The following is a 19,719-nucleotide window of genomic DNA, read 5'->3' as shown; positions in this document are numbered from 1 at the left end:
TCTACCAGAACTGCAACATCTTCAACGACGGCGCCTTCGAAGCCCTCAAGGACCAGGAACAGGCCAAGGAAGCCGTCATCCGCCTCGAACACGGCAAACCCATCCGCTTCGGCACCGACGACACCAAGGGAATCGTCCGCGACGAACGCACCGGCGAACTCGAAGCCGTCGACATCACCCCCGCCAACGAAGCCCGGATCCTGGTCCACGACGCCCACACGGCCTCCCCCACCACCGCCTTCGCCCTCTCCCGCCTCGCCGACCCCGACACCCTCCACCGGACACCCATCGGCGTCTTCCGAAGCGTGCGGCGGCCCGTCTACGACACCCTCATGGCCGACCAGCTCGACGCGGCCGTCGACCAGCGCGGCAAGGGCGACCTGGCGACCCTGCTGGCCGGCTCCGACACCTGGACCGTGATCGGCTGAGGCACCCGGCCGACGACCGCGAGCCCGGACCCCGCTACGGGGTCCGGGCTTCGTCGTACGCCGTCCGGGCCCGCTGCACCTCGCCGGTGCGGCGTTCCGTCCAGCGGGCCAGGGCCCACACCTGCTCGGCGGCCTCCCGGCCCAGCTCCGTGAGGGAGTAGTCCACGTGCGGCGGGATCACCGGGTGCGCGTGGCGCAGTACGAAGCCGTCGCGCTCCAGCGTCTGGAGGGTCTGGGCGAGCATCTTCTCGCTGACCCCGCCCACCTCCCGGCGCAGCTCGCTGAACCGGTACGAGCGCTCCACCAGGGCGGCGAGGACCAGTACGCCCCAGCGGCTGGTGACGTGCTCCAGGATCCCGCGCGACGGGCACATCGGGGCCTTCACGCTCGCGGCCTTCACGCTCGCGGCCTTCGCGTCCACGGGGCGCTTCACACTTACGTCCATGCCAGTACCTTACTTCGAAGTGGGTACTTACGAATAGTTAGCGCTATCCATACGCTGGTGCCATCACCCCGAAGGACCCCGAAACCCCACGCACCAGGAGCGCATCATGAGCATCGTCGTCACCGGAGCCACCGGATCCCTCGGCCGCCTCGTCGTCGAGGAGCTGCTGCAGCGGGTCCCGGCCACCGAGCTGGCCGTGGTCGTACGCAGCGCGGAAAAGGCCGCCGGCCTGGCCGCGCGCGGCATCGACGTACGGATCGCCGACTACGACGACCCGGCCGCCCTCGCCGGCGCCTTCCGGGCCGGCGACCGGGTCCTGCTGATCTCCGGCAGCGAGGTCGGGCGGCGGATCCCGCAGCACACCGCCGTGGTCAAGGCCGCGGCGGCGGCCGGCGTCGCCCAGCTGGCCTACACCGGCATCCTCGGCGGGCCCGAGGCCGACTTCGAGCTGGCCGCCGAGCACAAGGCCACCGAGCAGGCGATCCTCGACTCCGGACTCCCCCACACCTTCCTGCGCAACGGCTGGTACCACGAGAACTACACCGCCCAGCTCCCCGCCGTCCTGGAGCACGGCGCGGTCGTCGGCAGCGCGGGCGGGGGCCGGATCGCCTCGGCGGCACGGGCCGACTACGCGGCGGCCGCCGCGGCGGTGCTGACCGGCGAGGGCCACCTGGGCCGGGTCTACGAGCTGTCCGGGGACACCGCCTGGAGCCTGGCCGAGTACGCCGACGAGGTGGCGCGGCAGTCCGGCCGCGAGGTCTCGTACGCCGCCGTGGAGGCCGACGCGCACCTGACGGTGCTGACCGGCGCCGGGGTGCCCGAGCCCTTCGCGGCGATCCTCGTCGACGTGGACGCGGCGATCTCGCGCGGCCGGCTGGCGGGGACCAGCGGCGACCTGTCGCGCCTGATCGGGCGCCCGACGACGCCGGTGGCGGAGGCCATCGCCGCCGCCCTGGCCTGATCCCGACCCTCCCGCCCCCGCCGTGTCATGAGTATCTCCCCGGGACGGGCATGACAGCGGGGGCCTTGCGGCGATACCGTCGTGAGGTTGTGAGATTGGCCGGAAGTCGCACTGGAGGGCCCGTGAAGGCGGAGAACGAGCAGCGCACGGGTTTGCTCTACGGATTCGGCGCGTACGGGATGTGGGGGCTGGTCCCCCTCTTCTGGCCGCTGCTCAAGCCCTCCGGGGCGATCGAGATCCTCGCCCACCGCATGGTCTGGTCGCTGGCCGTGGTCGGCGTCGCGCTCCTCGCGCTGCGCCGCTGGGGCTGGATCGCCGAGATCGCCCGGCAGCCGCGCAAGCTCGGGCTGACGGCCCTCGCGGCGGCCGTGATCAGCGTGAACTGGGGCCTCTACATCTGGGCGGTCAACAACGGCCAGGTCGTCGAGGCCAGCCTCGGCTACTTCATCAACCCGCTGGTCACCATCGCCATCGGCGTCCTGGTGCTGGGCGAGCGGCTGCGCCGGGCCCAGTGGGCGGCGGTGGGGATCGGCTTCGCCGCCGTGGCGGTGCTGTCCGTCGGCTACGGGCGGCTGCCGTGGATCTCGCTCACGCTGGCCTTCTCCTTCGCCGCCTACGGGCTGATCAAGAAGAAGCTCGGCATGGGCGGGCTGGAGTCGCTGGCCGCCGAGACGGCCCTGCAGTTCCTGCCCGCCCTGGGCTACCTGGTGTGGCTGGGGGTTCAGGGGCGGTCGACCTTCGCCGCAGAAGGGCTCGGGCACTCGGCGCTGCTGGCCGCGACCGGGCTGGTCACCGCGATCCCGCTGGTCTGCTTCGGGGCGGCCGCGATCCGGGTGCCGCTGTCCACGCTGGGCCTGCTCCAGTACCTGGCGCCGGTGTTCCAGTTCGCGCTCGGGGTCGTCTACTTCCACGAGGCGATGCCGCCGGAGCGGTGGGCCGGCTTCTCGCTGGTCTGGGCCGCGCTGGTCCTGCTGACCTGGGACGCGCTGCGGACCGCCCGGCGTTCGCGGGCCCTGCTCGCCGAAGCCTCCGCCACGGCGGCGGCCGGGGCCGCGTCCGCGTCCGCATCGGAGGCCGGCGCCGGAGGGGCTCCGGCGGCGCCCGGTACGGAACCGGCGCCGACCCGCGAACCCGCGTAGCCGCGCACCGATACACCACACGATCCCCGGTACGGAACATCCGTACCGGGGATCGTCCGTTTTCCGAACCACCCTGACCGGATTGTGGTCTTGACGGATAGTCACGCTCTCACTGAACATCAGGCTCGCACTGACGCACCACGCTCACCTGCACGATTCCCGCACGTTCCGTCCCATCCCCGACGGACCATCCCAACGGAATCCCGGAGCCCCCACATGAGCCTGTCCGTCTCCCGGCGCCTTGCCGCCGCGACCGCGATCGCGGTCGCCGGGCTGCTGGCCGCCACCTCTCCCGCCGCGCTCGCGGCACCCACGGCCGTCACCGCGGCACCGACCCCGCCGGACATCCCGCTGGCCAACGTCAAGGCGCACCTGTCGCAGTTCCAGACCATCGCCACCAACAACGGCGGCAACCGCGCCCACGGCCGGGCCGGCTACAAGGCCTCGATCGACTACGTGAAGGCCAAGCTGGACGCGGCGGGCTTCACCACCAGCCTGCAGACCTTCACCTCCAGCGGCGCGACCGGCTACAACCTGATAGCCGACTGGCCGGGCGGCGACCCGAACTCGGTCCTGATGTCCGGCTCGCACCTGGACTCGGTGACCTCGGGCCCCGGCATCAACGACAACGGCTCCGGCTCGGCGGCCGTCCTGGAGGCCGCGCTCGCGGTGTCCCGCGCGAACCTCCAGCCGACGAAGCACCTGCGCTTCGGCTGGTGGGGCGCGGAGGAGCTGGGCCTGGTCGGCTCGAAGTACTACGTGAACAGCCTGCCGGCGGCGGAGAAGGCGAAGATCTCCGGCTACCTGAACTTCGACATGATCGGCTCGCCGAACCCGGGCTACTTCGTCTACGACGACGACCCGACCATCGAGCAGACCTTCAAGAACTACTACGCGGGCCTCGGCATCCCCACCGAGATCGAGACCGAGGGCGACGGCCGCTCCGACCACGCGCCGTTCAAGAACGCCGGGATCCCGGTCGGCGGCCTGTTCTCCGGCGCCGACTACACCAAGACGGCCGCCCAGGCGCAGAAGTGGGGCGGCACCTCCGGCCAGGCCTTCGACCGCTGCTACCACTCGTCCTGCGACACCACGGCGAACATCAACGACACCGCCCTGGACCGCAACGCCGACGCCATCGCCTACGCGATCTGGAACCTCGGGGCGGCCACCCCGGTCCCGCCGGGCCCGTCCTTCGAGAACACCGCGGACGTGAACATCCCGGACTCCCCCGCCGCCGCGGTGACCTCGCCGATCACGGTGTCGGGCGTCACGGGCAACGCGCCGGCCACCACCAAGGTGGACGTGAACATCGTCCACACCTACCGCGGTGACCTGGTGATCGACCTGATCGCCCCGGACGGGACGGCGTACCGGCTGAAGAACTCCAGCTCGGACTCCGCCGACAACCTGGTCACCAGCTACACGGTGGACGCCTCCGGCGAGGTCGCCAACGGCGTCTGGAAGCTCCAGGTCAAGGACGTGGCCGCGCAGGACGTGGGCTACATCAACAGCTGGAAGATCACCTTCTGAGCACGAACCGGCAGAATGGTCTAGACCTCTAGGGCTCCGGCATGATCTGATCGGATCATGCCGGAGCTGATCGCCGCCCTGTTCACCCTGCTCGCGCAGGCCGCCGCCGCCGTCAACCCCGCGCTCCTGGTGCGCAGACGGCGGCGGCTCCGGCGGCTCGCGGACCACGCCCGGGGCCGCGCCGTCCGCGTCCCCTGCGACCTGCGGGACCGCGGACTGACCGCCGGCCGGTGGCGCGAGGGGCATCTGGAGCTGCCGCCGGGCGGCGCGGCCGGCCCCGTCCACTGGTACGCCAAGGGCGCCCCGGCCGCCCTCGCGGCCGGCTTCCCGCCCCTGGAGCCGGTCTCCGCCGACGAGCTCAGCGTGGCCTTCCGCTCCGAGGACGGCGCCACCGAGCTGCGGCTGCACCCCGACGAGGCCCCGATGGTGCTACGCGTCCTCCGCGCCGGGGCGTAGCGAGGCGGGCAGGGGCTCCTGGATGCGGGCGCGCAGCTCCTGGGCGACCGCGGCCACGTCGGCGCGGCCCAGCTTCGCGGCCTCCACCAGGTCGCCGAGCTCCTCGGGCGAGGGCAGCTGCTTCGCGCCGGCCACCCGCAGGTACGAGCGGGTCGCGGCGGCCGCGTAGAACTCGTTCATCGGGGATTCCAGCGCGGGGCAGACGGCGAGCGTGTGCAGGAAGGCCGCGGCCCGCCAGGCGGTGTCGGGGGCGGGCTGCTCCGGGACCATGACCAGGTCGTTCTGGTGCCGGGCGACGGCGGCGGCCACCCCGGAGGGGTCCCATACGGCGGGATCCGATGGCAGATGGTGGGCCAGCGCGGTCCAGGCCCACTCCATGGTGATCTTCAATTGCCGAACCGCTCCTGGAAGTAGCCCCAGTGGTCGGCGAACTCCTCTATACCGGTGAGGAACGTCTTGCGGTCCTCGTCGAGTTCGCGTTCCGTGACCTCGGTGATGAGCGCGGTGACCGTCGTCCCCAGCGCCGCCGCGCGCGCCTTGAGGCGTTCGTGGAACTCTTCGTCCAGGCGGATGGTGACGTGTCTCGACATGTCCATCACGGTACAGCGGGACCGCTGTACGCAGGAGGGGAACGGCAGAAGGGTGGCCCGGGACACAGGTCCCGGGCCACCCTCGTGCCGTGGCCGCTACTTGGCGGAGTCGGCCGTCTTGACCAGCTGGTCCTTGGTGACCGCGCCGACGTAGACCTTGCCGTCGTCCGTGATCAGCGCGTTGACCAGGCGGGTGGAGAAGACCCGGCCCTCGCCGAACTTCCCGGTGACCTTGTCACCGAGGGAGTCGAGGAACTGCTTGGCCTCCTTGGGCGTGCTCTTGTCGTTCTCGAGTTCCTTGAGGGACTTGCCGGACTTGCCGCCCTGGCCGGCGCCCGAGTCGATGCGCGCCACCGCGGACCAGCCCTCGCCGAGGACCTTCACGTCGCCCTTGCCGTTCGCCCCGCCGGCCAGGTCGCCGAGGCCGGGGAAGGACTCCAGCGCCTTGAGCGGCTTGTCGTCCTTCTGCCCCTTGCCGTGCTCGGTGCCCTCGGTCACCTTGGCGCCCTTCGGCGGGGTGAAGGTGAAGGCGTCGGCGGCCGGCTTGGCGAAGTCCACCTGGGTGAAGCCCGCGTCGACGATCGGCTTGCCGCCCTGGCCGGACAGCAGCTGGATGCGCAGCGGCACGCCGTTCTTGGCGTCGACCGCGATCTGCACCGAGCCGACGGTGGAGCCGCTCTGCTTGGGCTTGAGGACCAGCTGGTAGGCGTCGCGCCCCGCGACCTGCGCGGTGTCGCCCACGGTGATGTCGGTCGTGGGGCCGGCGGCCTTGAGGACCTCCTGCGCCAGCTCCTGTGGGGAGGCCGGGAGGCGCTCGGCGGTCTTCTTGTGGTCCTGGCCGGCGTTCTGGGCGTCCTTGTCGTGGAAGACCTCGTTGGACTTGGAGTCGTAGCCCCAGACGTCCTGGCCGTTGTGGACGAGGGTGTACTCGTCCTTGCCGTCGAGGAAGGTGAGCTTCTGGCGGTCGGGGCCGTCGGCCGCGACCCGGAAGGTGTGCGTCCCGTTCGCCAGCTGCGCGATCTTGTCCTCGGGGTTGGCCGAGCCGCCCGCGAGCCCGCCGCCGCCCAGCAGCCCGGAGGCGATCTTCGGCAGGCCGAGGTCGGTGGTGATCTTGGCGGTGCCGGAGAGCTGCTGTACGTCGGAGGCCGCGACCTTCTCGATCAGCTGCTGTGCCGTCACCTTGGGCAGGTCCGGTCCTCCGGCGTTGGCGAAGGCCGGGACCATCGCGACGGTTGCCGCCGCAACACCCGCCACGGCTACCGGTACGGCGTACCGGGCGGCCTTGCGCGAGGTCTTCGTGTTCGCTGCCATCTGAATGCCCTGCCCTCTGTGTATTCGGCGGCGGCCCCGTGGCGCCGCACTCACCCGATCCGGTGGGGTTCGATGACTCCATCTGACCAAATCGGGGAGCCGGGGGCGTCAGCCCCCGGAATCAACTCCGCGTACAACCGTGGGATGACACGGGGAGGGCCCCTCCGCCCCGACCCGTAGGGGTCGCAGGGGCGGAGGGGCCCGTTCCGGCAGTGCCCGTTCCAGAAGTGGTGGCGCGGGGTCAGCCCGCGCGGTGGACCACCGCGTCGCACAGTTCTTCGAGCGCCGACTTCGCGAAGCACTCCGGCAGCGGGGCGAGCGTGGCGCGCGCGTCCTCCGCGTACTGGACGGTGTCGCGGCGGGCCTGCTCCAGCGCGGGGTGCACCCGCAGCCGGGCGAGGACCTCGGCGTGCCGGGCGTCGTCCGTGAGGTCTCCGTCCAGCAGGGCGACGAGCTCCAGGTCCTCGGGGCGCCGGTCCCGCTCGGCCATCTCGCGCAGCCGCAGCACGGGCAGGGTCGGGATGCCCTCGCGCAGGTCGGTACCGGGGGTCTTGCCGGACTCGTGCGAGTCGGAGGCGATGTCGAGGACGTCGTCCGCGAGCTGGAAGGCGGTGCCGAGGCGCTCGCCGTACTGGGTCAGGATGTCGACGACGGACTCGTCGGCGCCGGACATCAGCGCGCCGAAGCGGCCGGAGACGGCGATCAGCGAGCCGGTCTTGCCGGCGATGACGTCCAGGTAGTGCGCGACCGGGTCGCGGCCGTCGCGCGGACCGGCCGTCTCCAGGATCTGGCCCGTCACGAGCCGCTCGAAGGCCTCGGCCTGGATGCGCACGGCCTCCGGCCCGAGGTCCGCGAGGATGTGCGACGCACGGGCGAACAGGAAGTCACCCGTCAGGACCGCCACGGAGTTGCCCCAGCGGGTGTTGGCGCTCTCCACCCCGCGGCGTACGTCCGCCTCGTCCATGACGTCGTCGTGGTAGAGCGTCGCCAGGTGCGTGAGCTCCACGACCACCGCGGACGGCACGATGCCGGGCGCGTAGGGGTCGCCGAAGCGGGAGGCCAGCATCACCAGCAGCGGCCTGAACCGCTTGCCTCCGGCGCGCACCAGATGCTGCGCGGCCTCGGTGATGAAGGGGACTTCGCTCTTGGTGGCCTCCAGCAGACCCGCCTCGACGGCGGCCAGTCCGGCCTGGACATCGGTCTCAAGAGCCTGGTCCCGCACGCTCAGTCCGAACGGCCCGACGACGGTCACGAGGGGTACTCCTGTCTGCTGACGATCACGCTGACGATCACATGGATTGTCGATGTGTCGCTGCCATCACTCAAGCCAGCGTATCCGGTCTGTTTTCGATCACCGAGAGCGCCTGTCCGGTTGCCGCACACGCGCAGTCCGTTCCACCCCGGTATGTTCGGTGGAAGCCAAAACGACCGGAGAATGCGTTTTGTCCAGAACTGCCACCCGGCTCCTACCGCGCCGCCCTGGCCGGCGGCATCCTGATCGCCTGCGGGCACTACGCCATGGCCGTGCCCACCGCCGCCATGACCTGGACCGGCCTGGGCCTGGTCAGCGCGGGCACCGGCCTGCTCAAGCCCAACGTTGGGGCTTCTCCGCCGCCGTCGGCATGACCGCGGGCCTGCGCCACCCTCCCGGCGGGTATCGGCTGGTTGACGACGGGCCGTTTCGCCGACCTGCCGACCCTCGTCCCGGTGATCGCCCCGGTCGTCTGCTTCGCGCTCGTGTTCCGCAGCCCACGGGTGACGCCCGAGGAGCGCGGACGCCTGCGCCCGTTCGGCGTCAACGGCGCCGACGCGGTCGCCGCCGGCCCGGCCGTGATCGCTGCGGCGCCCTGGCTGCGCCGCACGATGCATCCCGTCCACTGAGGGGCCGGTGAAGGAACCCGATGATCATCCGTACCGACTTCCCGTACGCCACCACCCACGAGGATGTCCGGATCCCGATGCCCGACGGGGTGGAGCTGTACGCCCGGATCTGGCGCCCGGTCACGGACGAGCCCGTCCCGGCCCTGCTGGAGTACCTCCCGTACCGGCTGACGGACTGGACCGCGCCCCGCGACCGCCAGCGCCACCCCTGGTACGCCGGGCACGGCTACGCCTCCGTACGGGTGGACGTACGCGGCCACGGGTGCAGCGGGGGCCGGCCCGGCGACGAGTACGACGCACGGGAACTGGCCGACGGGGTCGCGGTGGTGGAGTGGCTGGCGGCGCAGCCGTGGTGCACCGGGGCGGTGGGGATGTTCGGGATCTCCTGGGGCGGCTTGAACAGCCTCCAGATCGCCGCGCTCGCGCCCGGGGCGCTGAAGGCCGTCGTCACCGTCTGCTCGACGGACGACCGCTACGACAACGACGCCCACTACATGGGCGGGTCGGTACTGGCCGTGGACATGCACGCCTGGGCCGCCACCATGCTGGCCTTCGCCTCCCGCCCGCCGGACCCGCGCTACGCGGGCGACGGCTGGCGGCAGATGTGGCTGGACCGGCTGGAGGGCGTGGAGCCCCTGATCCACACCTGGCTCTCGCACCAGACCCGCGACGCCTACTGGCGCCACGGCAGCGTCTGCGAGGACTACGGGGCGATCGGCGCGGCGGTCCTCGCGGTGGGCGGCTGGCACGACCCCTACCGGGACACGGTGCTGCGGCTGGTCTCCCGCCTGCCCGCCTCCCGCGTGCGCGGCCTGATCGGGCCCTGGTCGCACCAGTACCCGGACCGGGGGCTGCCGCCGGGGCCGGCGATCGGCTTCCTCCAGGAAACCCTGCGCTGGTGGGACCACTGGCTCAAGGGCGCCGACAACGGGGTGATGGACGAGCCCCTGCTGCGCGCGTGGATCAGCGGCCCGCACCGCCCGGCCACCGTGTACGACCGGCTGCCGGGACGCTGGGCCGGCGAGAAGGCGTGGCCGTCGCCCTCGGTCGTGCCCGTCTCCTACGGGCTGCAGGGCGCGCCGGTGGCCGTGGCCTCGCCGCAGCACACCGGGCTGGACGCCGGTCGCTTCTTCCCCTTCGGCAACGACGCCGACCTGCCGCCGGACCAGCGGGAGGAGGACGCGAAGTCGGCCTGCTTCGAGTTCCCGGTGGCCGACGGCGAGCCCGTGGAGGTCCTGGGCCGCCCCTCGGTCACCCTGCGGCTGCGGATGGACGTCCCGTACGGGCAGGTCGTGGCCCGGCTCTGCGACGTCGCCCCCGACGGGGCGTCGACGCTGGTCACGCGGGGTGCGCTGAACCTGTCGGCGCGGCACGGGCGGGACCGGGCGGCGCCGTGGCGGGTGGGCTCGTACGAGGACGTCACCTTCGAGCTGAACGGCATCGGCCACTCCTTCCCGCCCGGGCACCGGATCCGGCTCGCGGTGTCCTCCGCGTACTGGCCGTGGATCTGGCCGCGGGCCGGCTCGGAGGCCGGCTGGACCCTGGACCCCGCGGGCAGCACCCTGGAACTCCCCATCCGCAGCTCGGACTCCCCCCTCGACGCGGGGATCGCCTTCGAGCCGCCGGAGCAGGCGGAGCCGCTGGGGGTGGTGTACCCGGAGACGCTGGACGCGCCGCGTCCGGAGCGGGTCGTCGTACGGGACGTCGCGCGCGGGGTGTGGCGGCTGGAGGTGGACCCCCGGTACGGGGGGACGCGGGTATACCCGGACGGGCTGGAGTACGAGGAGGACGCGGCGGAGGTCTACGAGATCCAGCAGTCGGACCCCCTCTCCGCCCGCACCCTCTCCGAATGGCGGATCCGGCTGCACCGGCCGGAGGAGGGCTGGGACGCGCGGGTGGAGACCCGGTCGGAGATCTCGTGCGACGAGGGCGGCTTCCTGACGGTGAACGAGGTCGTCTGCCGCGAGGGCGAGGAGGTCCTCTTCCACCGCACGTGGGAACGTCGCCTCCCCCGCGCAGCGGGCTGAGCCCCCCCCTTTTTGACGCGCCGCTCGCGCGGCGCGTGAAGAAGGTGGCGGCGCGTGAAGACGGCGGCGGCGCGTGAAGACGGCGGCGGCGCGTCAAGAAGGGAACAGCCGTTCCAGGACCGCCGCGATGCCGTCGGCCTCGTTCGAGAGGGTGACCTCGTCGGCGACGGCGACCAGCTCGCGGTGGGCGTTGGCCATGGCCACCCCGTGGGCGGCCCACGCGAACATCGGGATGTCGTTCGGCATGTCGCCGAAGGCGATCGTCGACTCCGCCGCGACCTCCAGGACCGAAGCCGCCCGCGCGAGCCCCGTCGCCTTGTCGACGCCCGGCGGCTGGAGTTCCACCGTGTGCTCCCCCGCCATGGTGACGTTCACCAGGTCACCGACCACCGACCGCGCCACCCGCGTCAGCTCGTCGTCGTCCAGCCGCGGGTGCTGGAGCAGCACCTTGTTGATCGGCGACGACCACAGCTCGCCGCGGCCGCGGACCCGCACCATCGGCAGGTGCGGGTGCGGCATCCGGTAGCCGTGGCCCACCAGCATCTCCGCGTCCAGCCCCTCCTGGTTGACGGCCACGTACACCTCGCCGATCTCCGCCTCGATCTTCCCGAGCGCCACCTCGGCCAGGCCCCGGTCCATCGCGACGGAGTGCAGCAGGATCCCGCGCGCCGCGTCGTACACCTGCGCGCCCTGCCCGCACACCGCGAGCCCCGAGTATCCAAGGTCGTCCAGGACGTGCCGGATCTGTGGGACCGGGCGGCCGGTGACGACGATGTGCCGGGCGCCGGCCGCGCGCGCCGTCGCGAGCGCCGCGCACGACCGGGCGGAGACGGTGTCACCGGCGCGCAGCAGAGTCCCGTCCAGGTCGGTGGCGATCAAGGCGTAGGGGAGGGCGGAAGTCACCCGGCCAAGGATACGGACCCCGCTGGACAACTCCTATGAATAGCGCCCTAATCCGGCCTCCCACAGACCCCACACGCCACGTAACGTGTCAGCCAGCCCCCGGGACACCCCCGGCCCCCCTCGAAAGCGAGGCAGCACCCCATGCCCCAGCAGAGCCCCCTCGATGTCCCCGAGGGCGACCCGTTCGGGCCGCACAACCTCCCCTACGGCGTCTTCTCCACCCCGGCGGAGCCGGAGCGCCGCCGGGTCGGCGTGCGCATCGGCGGGTACGTGCTCGACGCGGGGGCCGTGGCCGTCGCGCTCGGGTCCCCGTACGCCGGGCTGCTCGCCCAGGGTTCGCTGAACCCGCTGCTGGCCGCCGGCCGCACCGCCTGGCGCGACGTGCGCCGCGCGCTGACCGCCTGGGTCACCGACCCCGGTCACCGCGGGACGGTCGAGCCGCACCTGCTGCCGCTCGACGGAGTGCGGCTGCACCTGCCGTACGAGGTCGCCGACTACGTCGACTTCTACGCGAGCGAGCACCACGCCACCAACGTCGGACGGATCTTCCGCCCGGACGGGGACGCGCTCACCCCCAACTGGAAGCACCTGCCGATCGGTTACCACGGCCGGTCGGGGACGATCGTGGTCTCCGGCACCGACGTGGTCCGGCCCTCCGGGCAGCGCAAGGCCCCCACCGACCCCGCGCCGGTCTTCGGGCCGTCCGTGAAGCTCGACATCGAGGCCGAGGTCGGCTTCGTCGTCGGCACCCCCTCGCAGATGGGCCGTCCGGTCGCGCTCGGCGACTTCGAGGACCACGTCTTCGGGCTGTTCCTCCTCAACGACTGGTCCGCGCGCGACATCCAGGCCTGGGAGTACGTGCCGCTCGGCCCCTTCCTCGGCAAGTCGTTCGCGACCTCCGTCTCCGCCTGGGTGACCCCCCTGGAGGCCCTGGACGCGGCCCGCGTCGCCCCGCCCGCCCGGGACTTCCCGCTGCTGCCCTACCTGGACGACTCCGACGTCGACCGCCCCGGCGGCTTCGACCTGCGCATCACGGTCTCCATCAACGGGCAGGAGGTGGCCCGTCCGCCGTTCGCCTCGATGTACTGGACGGCCGCCCAGCAGCTGGCCCACATGACCGTCAACGGCGCCTCGCTGCGCACCGGCGACGTGTACGGCTCCGGCACGGTCAGCGGCCCTGAGGTCGACGAGCGCGGCTCCCTGCTGGAGCTCACCTGGAACGGCCGTGACGCCGTCGAGCTCGCCGACGGCAAGCGCACCTTCCTGGAGGACGGCGACACCGTCACCCTCACCGCGTGGGCCCCCGGCGCCGACGGCACCCGCGTCGGCCTCGGCGAGGTGACCGGCCGCATCACCGCCGCCTGACGGTACGGAAGGAGGCGGCGGGGCACCCCCGCCGCCTACTCCGCCCGCGCCGTCCGGGTGGCGGGGGTCCGGGGCCGAGGTGACCCTGCTCGCATGGCCCCTCGTACCGCAAAGCTCGCCCCCCTGGCCCTCGCCGCCGCCGCCTCCCTCACGCTGGGCGCGGCCCCCGCCACCCCGACGGCCACGCCCACCGCCCAACTGGCCGCCACCTTCATGGCGACCGCCAAGTACCGCGATCACCGGCTGGCCGTCGCCGCCGGCTACGTCCCCGACCAGTACTGCGTGGTCAACCCGGGTGAAGGCGGCGGGGCCCTCGGCTACCCGCACTTCAACCACGCCTACGACGGCTCCACCGACCCCAAGAAGCCCACGGCCCTGCTCTACGAGGGCGACGGCGCGGGGCACTGGCGGCTGGCCGGCCTCGAATGGATGGTCGTGGACCGCGACGGCCGCGCGGACACCGACGACGACCGCCCCTCCCTGTTCGGGCAGCCCTTCCGCGGCCCGCTGCCCGCCCGGTACGCGGGCCAGAAGGTGCACTACTCGCTGCACCTGTGGCTGTGGAAGCGGAACCCCTCCGGGCGGTTCGAGCCCTTCAACCCGAAGGTCGTCTGCCGCCCCGGCACCACCCGGCCGCGCCCCACCGTGCCCGCCGCACCCGCCGCACCCGCCGCACCCCCTGCGCCCGCCGTGCCCGCCGCTCCCCAGGCGGCGTCCCCCTCCTGACCCCCCGTTTGGCATCCCGCCGCGTGCACGCCGGCCGCCCCGCCGCGAAGGTGGACGAACGAAAGCCCCTCCGGGACAGGCCCCGAACCACCAGGAGCTCCCATGTCCGTGCACCGCAGCCCGAAGGCCCTGCTCGCCTGTGCCGTCGCCGGCGCGTCCCTGCTCCTGGCCGCCCTGCCCCCGGCGCACGCGGTGGACGGCCCGGCACCCGACCCCCGCAACGCGCAGGCGATGCGCGACATGGCCACGGCGATTGCGGCGACGGCCAAGTACGTGGACGAGCAGGCGGCCCTCAGGGACGGGTACGTACCGCACGGCGAGGAGTGCATGACCAACCCGTTCGGGGTCGGCACCATGGGCTACCACTACGTCAAGGAGTCCAACTGGGGTTCGAAGGACCCCGCCAGGCCGACCGCGCTCCTCTACAGCACCCACAAGGACAGCAAGGGCCGGCGCAAGCTCCAGACGGTGGAGTGGATGTCCGCCGACCGGGACCAGGACCTGAAGACCACCGACGACCGGCCCACCATGTTCGGGCTGCCGTTCGACGGCCCGATGCCCGGCCACTGGGCGGGCATGCCCAAGCACTACGACCTCCACATGTGGGCGTACGCCGACAACCCGGCCGGCCGCTTCCACAACTGGAACCCCGGGCTGACCTGCCCCCCGAAGAAGACCCCGGCCACAGGCACCACCACCCCGGCGCACGCGCACGGACACTAGGGCCTGTCCGCCGGATCAGGGCCTAGCCCGCCCCGCCCGCACGGCGAAGGGCCCGGCCCCCCGCGAGGGGGCCGGGCCCTTCCGTCCGTACGGACCGGATCAGCGGACGAAGGTGCTCGCCTGCCCCGCCAGGTCCAGGAAGTACTGCGGGGCCAGACCCAGGACCAGGGTGACCGCGACGCCCACCGCGATGGTGGTCATCGTCAGCGGCGAGGGCACGGCCACCGTCGGGCCGTCCGCCTTCGGCTCGCTGAAGAACATCAGCACGATGACCCGGATGTAGAAGAACGCGGCGATCGCCGACGAGATCACACCCACGACGACCAGCGCCCCGGCACCGCCCTCCGCCGCCGCCTTGAACACCGCGAACTTGCCCGCGAAGCCCGAGGTCAGCGGAATGCCGGCGAAGGCCAGCAGGAACACCGCGAAGACGGCCGCGGTCAGCGGCGAACGCCGCCCCAGGCCCGCCCACTTCGACAGGTGCGTCGCCTCGCCGCCCGCGTCGCGCACCAGCGTGACCACCGCGAAGGCTCCGATCGTCACGAAGGAGTAGGCGCCCAGGTAGAACAGGACGGACTTGACGCCCTCCTCCGAGGTGGCGATCACACCGGCCAGGATGAACCCGGCGTGCGCGATGGAGGAGTACGCCAGCAGCCGCTTCACGTCGGTCTGGGTCACCGCGATCACCGCGCCCGCGAGCATCGTGACGATCGCGACGCCCCACATCACCGGCCGCCAGTCCCACCGCAGGCCGGGCAGCACCACGTACAGCAGCCGCAGCAGCGCGCCGAACGCGGCCACCTTGGTCGCCGCCGCCATGAAGCCGGTGACCGGGGTCGGGGCGCCCTGGTAGACGTCCGGGGTCCACATGTGGAAGGGGACGGCGCCGACCTTGAACAGCAGCCCCATCAGGATCAGCGCGCCGCCGATGAGCAGCAGCGCGTCGTTGCCCATGGTGGAGGCGAGTGCCGGGTCGATCCGGGCGACGGTGCCGTCGACGACGTCGGCGATCACCGCGTAGGAGACCGAGCCCGCGTAGCCGTAGAGCAGCGCGATGCCGAAGAGGAGGAAGGCCGAGGAGAAGGCGCCGAGCAGGAAGTACTTGACCGCGGCCTCCTGCGACATCAGCCGCTGGCGGCGGGCGAGGGCGCAGAGCAGGTACAGCGGGAGGGAGAAGACCTCCAGCGCGATGAACAGCGTCAGCAGGTCGTCGGCGGCCGGGAAGATCAGCATGCCGGAGACCGCGAACAGGGCCAGCGGGAACACCTCGGTGGTGGTGAAGCCGGCCTTGACGGCGGCCTTCTCGCTGTCGCTGCCCGGCACGGACGCGGCCTGTGCGGCGAAGGAGTCCACCCGCTTGCCGTGCGCCTTCGGGTCGAGGCGGCGCTCGGCGAAGGTGAACACCGCGACGATGGAGGCCAGCAGGATGGTGCCCTGGAGGAAGAGCGCCGGGCCGTCGACGGCGATGGCGCCCATGGCCGCGATGTGCGCCTTGGTGCTGCCGTAGCCGCCGGCGGCGAGGCCGACGACCGCCGCGAAGGCCGCGGCCAGTGCGGCGACGGCCAGGAACACCTGGACGTAGTAGCGGGACCTGCGCGGTACGAAGGCCTCGACGAGGACTCCGAGGACGGCCGCGCCCACCACGATCAGCGTGGGCGCGAGCTGCGCGTACTCGATGTGCGGGGCCGGGATCCGGTCGGCCGGTCCTTCGGCCGCCAGGGTCAGCAGGCTCTGGGCAGCGATCACTTGGCCGCCTCCACGTTCTGGACGGAAACCTCGGGCTTCGGGTCCGTCTGCTTCACGTCCGACATGGTGTGCTCCACCGCCGGGTTGACGATGTCGGTCAGCACCTTCGGGTAGACGCCCAGTCCGATCAGCAGCGCGATCAGCGGGGCGACCACCAGCAGTTCCCGCGCGCGCAGGTCCGGCATGGAGCGGACCTCCTCCTTCACGGGGCCGGTCATGGTGCGCTGGTAGAGCACCAGCGTGTACAGCGCGGCGAGCACGATGCCGACGGTGGCGATGATCCCGACGACCGGGTAGCGGGCGAAGGTGCCGACGAGGACGAGGAACTCGCTGACGAACGGCGCGAGGCCGGGCAGGGACAGGGTGGCGAGGCCGCCGACGAGGAAGGTGCCGGCGAGGACCGGGGCCACCTTCTGCACGCCGCCGTAGTCGGCGATGAGCCGGGAGCCGCGCCGGGAGATCAGGAAGCCGGCGACGAGCATCAGTGCGGCCGTGGAGATCCCGTGGTTGACCATGTAGAGGGTGGCTCCGGACTGGCCCTGGGAGGTCATCGCGAAGATGCCCAGGACGATGAAGCCGAAGTGCGAGATCGAGGCGTAGGCGATCAGCCTCTTGATGTCGCGCTGGCCGACCGCGAGCAGCGCGCCGTAGACGATGCTGATCAGGGCCAGTACGAGGATCACCGGGGTGGCCCACTTGCTGGCCTCGGGGAAGAGCCCGAGGCAGAAGCGGAGCATCGCGAAGGTGCCGACCTTGTCGACGATGGCGGTGATGAGCACGGCGACCGGGGCCGTGGACTCGCCCATCGCGTTGGGCAGCCAGGTATGCAGCGGCCACAGCGGTGCCTTCACGGCGAAGGCGAAGAAGAAGCCGAGGAAGAGCAGCCGCTCGGTGTTGGCCGCCATGTCGAGGGTGCCCGCGGCGCGGGCCTCGGCGATCTCCTGGAGGGAGAAGTTCCCGGCGACGACGTACAGCCCGATGACGGCGGCCAGCATGATCAGGCCGCCGACCAGGTTGTAGAGGAGGAACTTGACCGCCGCGTACGAGCGCTGCGCGGCGGCGTTCGCGTCCGAACCCGCGTGGGCCCGGTCTCCGAAGCCGCCGATGAGGAAGTACATCGGGATGAGCATGGCTTCGAAGAAGATGTAGAAGAGGAAGACGTCGGTGGCCTCGAAGGAGATCACCACCATGGCCTCGACCAGCAGGATCAGGGCGAAGAAGCCCTGGGTCGGGCGCCACCGGGAGGAGGAAGTCTCCAGCGGGTCGGCGTCGTGCCAGCCGGCCACGATCACGAAGGGGATCAGCAGCGCGGTGAGGGCGATGAGCGCCACGCCGATGCCGTCGACGCCCAGTTCGTAGCGGACGCCGAAGTCGGCGATCCAGGCGTGGGACTCGGTGAGCTGGTAGCGGTCGCCGCCGGGCTCGAAGCGGACCGCGACCAGTACGGCCAGGGCCAGCGTCGCGAGCGAGAACAGCAGCGCGAGCCACTTGGCGGCGGTCCGGCGGGCGGCCGGAACGGCCGCCGTGAGGATCGCGCCGGCCGCGGGGACCGCGGCCGTCAGCGTCAGAAGCGGGAAACTCATCTCACACCGCCCTCATCAGCAGGGTCGCGGCGATCAGGATCGCCGTGCCCCCGAACATCGACACCGCGTAGCTGCGGGCGTAGCCGTTCTGCAGCTTGCGCAGCCGGCCGGAGAGCCCGCCGACCGAGGCGGCCGTGCCGTTGACCACTCCGTCGACGACGCTGTGGTCGAGGTAGACGAGGGAGCGGGTCAGGTGCTCGCCGCCGCGGACGAGGACCACGTGGTTGAAGTCGTCCTGGAACAGGTCCCTGCGGGCCGCCCGGGTGAGGAACGAGCCGCGCGGGGCGACGACCGGGACGGGCCGGCGGCCGTACATCGACCAGGCGATGGCGACGCCGGCGATGAGGACGACCATGGTGGAGGCCGTCACCGCCATGGCGCTGACCGGCGGGTGGCCGTGCTCGTAGCCGGTGACGGGCTCCAGCCAGTTCAGGAAGCGCTCGCCGATCTCGAAGAAGCCTCCGGCGAAGACCGACCCGAACGCCAGGAGGATCATCGGGATGGTCATGGACTTCGGGGACTCGTGCGGGTGCGGCTCGTGGCCCTCTGCGTCCGGCTGCCAGCGCTTCTCCCCGAAGAAGGTGAGGAGCATGACCCGGGTCATGTAGAAGGCGGTGATGCCCGCGCCCAGCAGGGCGACCCCGCCGAGGATCCAGCCCTGGGTGCCGCCCTTGGCGAAGGCCGCCTCGATGATCATGTCCTTGGAGAAGAAGCCGGACAGGCCGGGGAAGCCGATGATCGCGAGGTAGCCGAGGCCGAAGGTGACGAAGGTGACCGGCATGTACTTCCGCAGGGCGCCGTACTTGCGCATGTCGACCTCGTCGTTCATGCCGTGCATGACCGAACCCGCGCCGAGGAAGAGGCCGGCCTTGAAGAAGCCGTGCGTGACCAGGTGCATGATCGCGAAGACGTAGCCGACCGGGCCGAGGCCGGCGGCCAGGATCATGTAGCCGATCTGCGACATCGTCGAACCGGCGAGGGCCTTCTTGATGTCGTCCTTGGCGCAACCGACGATCGCACCGAAGAGGAGCGTGACCGCGCCGACGACCGTGGTGACCAGCTGGGCGTCCGGCGCCCCGTTGAAGATCGCCCCGGAGCGCACGATCAGGTACACGCCGGCGGTGACCATGGTCGCCGCGTGGATCAGGGCCGAGACCGGGGTCGGGCCCTCCATCGCGTCACCGAGCCAGGACTGCAGCGGCACCTGCGCCGACTTGCCGCAGGCGGCGAGCAGCAGCATCAGGCCGATCGCCGTCAGCGTGCCCTCGCCCGTCTCGCCGACGGACGACAGCACCGGCCCGAAGGCGAAGGTCCCGAAGGTGGTGAACATCAGCATGATGGCGATCGACAGGCCGATGTCCCCGACCCGGTTGACCAGGAAGGCCTTCTTCGCGGCGGTGGCCGCGCTGGGCTTGTGCTGCCAGAAGCCGATCAGGAGGTACGAGGCGAGGCCGACGCCCTCCCAGCCGAAGTACAGCAGCAGGTAGTTGTCGGCGAGGACGAGCAGCAGCATCGCCGCGACGAACAGGTTGAGGTAGCCGAAGAAGCGGCGGCGGCGCTCGTCGTGCTCCATGTACCCGATCGAGTACACGTGGATGAGCGTGCCGACCCCGGAGATCAGCAGGACGAAGGTCATCGACAGCTGGTCCAGCTGGAACGCGATGTCCGCCTGGAAGCCCTCCACCGGCACCCAGCTGAACAGCCGCTGGTGCAGGGCCCGGTCCTCGGCCCCGCGCCCCAGCATGCCGGCGAAGAGGACGACGCCGATGCCGAAGGAGACGGCCGCGAGCAGGGTGCCGATCCAGTGGCCGGCCTTGTCGAGGCGCCGGCCGCCGCACAGCAGCACCGCCGCTCCGAGCAGGGGCGCCGCCACCAGCAGCGCAATCAGATTCTCCACTGTGA

The 19,719-nt window shown here is 71.8% G+C and carries 17 protein-coding genes and 2 pseudogenes; 10 read left to right on the top strand and 9 right to left on the bottom strand.

Annotation, left to right across the window (positions count from 1 at the left end):
- Positions 1-428, top strand: a pseudogene (locus ACZ518_RS30405) (2-oxoacid:ferredoxin oxidoreductase subunit beta); the annotation flags it as partial.
- A gap of 34 nt (positions 429-462) precedes the next feature.
- Here the strand turns inward: ACZ518_RS30405 and ACZ518_RS30400 are convergent.
- A complete protein-coding gene (locus tag ACZ518_RS30400; protein WP_469116217.1) occupies positions 463-873 on the bottom strand; it encodes a winged helix-turn-helix transcriptional regulator in 411 nt (136 codons plus the stop codon).
- A 106-nt stretch (positions 874-979) separates the two neighbouring features.
- On the opposite strand from ACZ518_RS30400, the gene ACZ518_RS30395 reads away from it, so the two are divergent.
- The 4 genes from ACZ518_RS30395 to ACZ518_RS30380 all read left to right on the top strand — a co-directional run bounded on the left by ACZ518_RS30395 (position 980) and on the right by ACZ518_RS30380 (position 4,962).
- Positions 980-1,834, top strand: coding sequence for an NAD(P)H-binding protein (locus ACZ518_RS30395; protein ID WP_469116216.1), 855 nt, complete (start codon positions 980-982; stop codon positions 1,832-1,834).
- Between the two features lie 122 nt (positions 1,835-1,956).
- On the top strand, positions 1,957-2,973 hold the full coding sequence (rarD, locus tag ACZ518_RS30390) for an EamA family transporter RarD (protein WP_469116215.1): 1,017 nt from the start codon (positions 1,957-1,959) through the stop codon (positions 2,971-2,973).
- A gap of 216 nt (positions 2,974-3,189) precedes the next feature.
- A complete protein-coding gene (locus ACZ518_RS30385) occupies positions 3,190-4,506 on the top strand; it encodes a M28 family metallopeptidase (protein WP_469116214.1) in 1,317 nt (438 codons plus the stop codon).
- A 57-nt stretch (positions 4,507-4,563) separates the two neighbouring features.
- Positions 4,564-4,962, top strand: coding sequence for a hypothetical protein (locus ACZ518_RS30380; RefSeq protein WP_469116213.1), 399 nt, complete (start codon positions 4,564-4,566; stop codon positions 4,960-4,962).
- On the opposite strand, the gene ACZ518_RS30375 is transcribed toward ACZ518_RS30380, so the two are convergent.
- The 4 genes from ACZ518_RS30375 to ACZ518_RS30360 all read right to left on the bottom strand — a co-directional run bounded on the left by ACZ518_RS30375 (position 4,936) and on the right by ACZ518_RS30360 (position 8,115).
- Positions 4,936-5,352: a hypothetical protein gene (locus ACZ518_RS30375; protein WP_125818939.1), complete on the bottom strand. Its 417-nt coding sequence runs from the start codon at positions 5,350-5,352 to the stop codon at positions 4,936-4,938. The two genes, ACZ518_RS30380 and ACZ518_RS30375, sit on opposite strands and share 27 nt — an antisense overlap.
- On the bottom strand, positions 5,349-5,552 hold the full coding sequence (locus tag ACZ518_RS30370) for a hypothetical protein (protein WP_361608417.1): 204 nt from the start codon (positions 5,550-5,552) through the stop codon (positions 5,349-5,351). The genes ACZ518_RS30375 and ACZ518_RS30370 overlap by 4 nt, the downstream gene beginning before the upstream one ends.
- Positions 5,553-5,648: 96 nt before the next feature.
- Entirely contained in the window at positions 5,649-6,863 is a 1,215-nt protein-coding gene (locus ACZ518_RS30365) for a LolA family protein (protein ID WP_469116212.1), read from the bottom strand.
- A 241-nt stretch (positions 6,864-7,104) separates the two neighbouring features.
- Positions 7,105-8,115 carry a polyprenyl synthetase family protein gene (locus tag ACZ518_RS30360; protein ID WP_007265838.1) on the bottom strand — a complete coding sequence of 337 codons (1,011 nt, stop codon included), beginning with the start codon at positions 8,113-8,115 and terminating at the stop codon, positions 7,105-7,107.
- Between the two features lie 209 nt (positions 8,116-8,324).
- Here ACZ518_RS30360 and ACZ518_RS30355 point away from each other — a divergent pair.
- Both ACZ518_RS30355 and ACZ518_RS30350 read left to right on the top strand, forming a co-directional pair.
- Positions 8,325-8,654: pseudogene (locus ACZ518_RS30355) on the top strand (peptide MFS transporter); the annotation flags it as partial.
- A gap of 110 nt (positions 8,655-8,764) precedes the next feature.
- On the top strand, positions 8,765-10,771 hold the full coding sequence (locus ACZ518_RS30350) for a CocE/NonD family hydrolase (protein ID WP_469116211.1): 2,007 nt from the start codon (positions 8,765-8,767) through the stop codon (positions 10,769-10,771).
- Between the two features lie 93 nt (positions 10,772-10,864).
- Here ACZ518_RS30350 and ACZ518_RS30345 read toward each other — a convergent pair whose 3' ends face one another.
- Complete coding sequence (locus ACZ518_RS30345) at positions 10,865-11,674, bottom strand: HAD family hydrolase (protein WP_469116210.1); 810 nt, start codon at positions 11,672-11,674, stop codon at positions 10,865-10,867.
- A gap of 141 nt (positions 11,675-11,815) precedes the next feature.
- On the opposite strand from ACZ518_RS30345, the gene fahA reads away from it, so the two are divergent.
- The 3 genes from fahA to ACZ518_RS30330 all read left to right on the top strand — a co-directional run bounded on the left by fahA (position 11,816) and on the right by ACZ518_RS30330 (position 14,488).
- Entirely contained in the window at positions 11,816-13,039 is a 1,224-nt protein-coding gene (gene fahA, locus ACZ518_RS30340) for a fumarylacetoacetase (protein ID WP_469116209.1), read from the top strand.
- A 93-nt stretch (positions 13,040-13,132) separates the two neighbouring features.
- Positions 13,133-13,765, top strand: coding sequence for a hypothetical protein (locus ACZ518_RS30335; protein ID WP_469116208.1), 633 nt, complete (start codon positions 13,133-13,135; stop codon positions 13,763-13,765).
- Between the two features lie 102 nt (positions 13,766-13,867).
- Positions 13,868-14,488, top strand: coding sequence for a hypothetical protein (locus ACZ518_RS30330; protein ID WP_469116207.1), 621 nt, complete (start codon positions 13,868-13,870; stop codon positions 14,486-14,488).
- A 99-nt stretch (positions 14,489-14,587) separates the two neighbouring features.
- Here ACZ518_RS30330 and nuoN read toward each other — a convergent pair whose 3' ends face one another.
- From nuoN to nuoL, 3 genes are read right to left on the bottom strand one after another with little or no spacing between them, the layout of a single operon-like run.
- A complete protein-coding gene (gene nuoN / locus ACZ518_RS30325) occupies positions 14,588-16,234 on the bottom strand; it encodes an NADH-quinone oxidoreductase subunit NuoN (protein WP_469116206.1) in 1,647 nt (548 codons plus the stop codon).
- Positions 16,231-17,817, bottom strand: coding sequence for an NADH-quinone oxidoreductase subunit M (locus tag ACZ518_RS30320; RefSeq protein ID WP_469116205.1), 1,587 nt, complete (start codon positions 17,815-17,817; stop codon positions 16,231-16,233). The genes nuoN and ACZ518_RS30320 overlap by 4 nt, the downstream gene beginning before the upstream one ends.
- A gap of 1 nt (position 17,818) precedes the next feature.
- Positions 17,819-19,714 carry an NADH-quinone oxidoreductase subunit L gene (gene nuoL, locus ACZ518_RS30315; protein ID WP_469116204.1) on the bottom strand — a complete coding sequence of 632 codons (1,896 nt, stop codon included), beginning with the start codon at positions 19,712-19,714 and terminating at the stop codon, positions 17,819-17,821.
- Positions 19,715-19,719 lie beyond the last annotated feature (5 nt).

The sequence above is a fragment of the Streptomyces sp. NPDC033966 genome, assembly GCF_055575955.1.
Note: the sequence above shows the minus strand (reverse complement) of the source record. Positions and strands in the feature narration are given on the sequence as shown.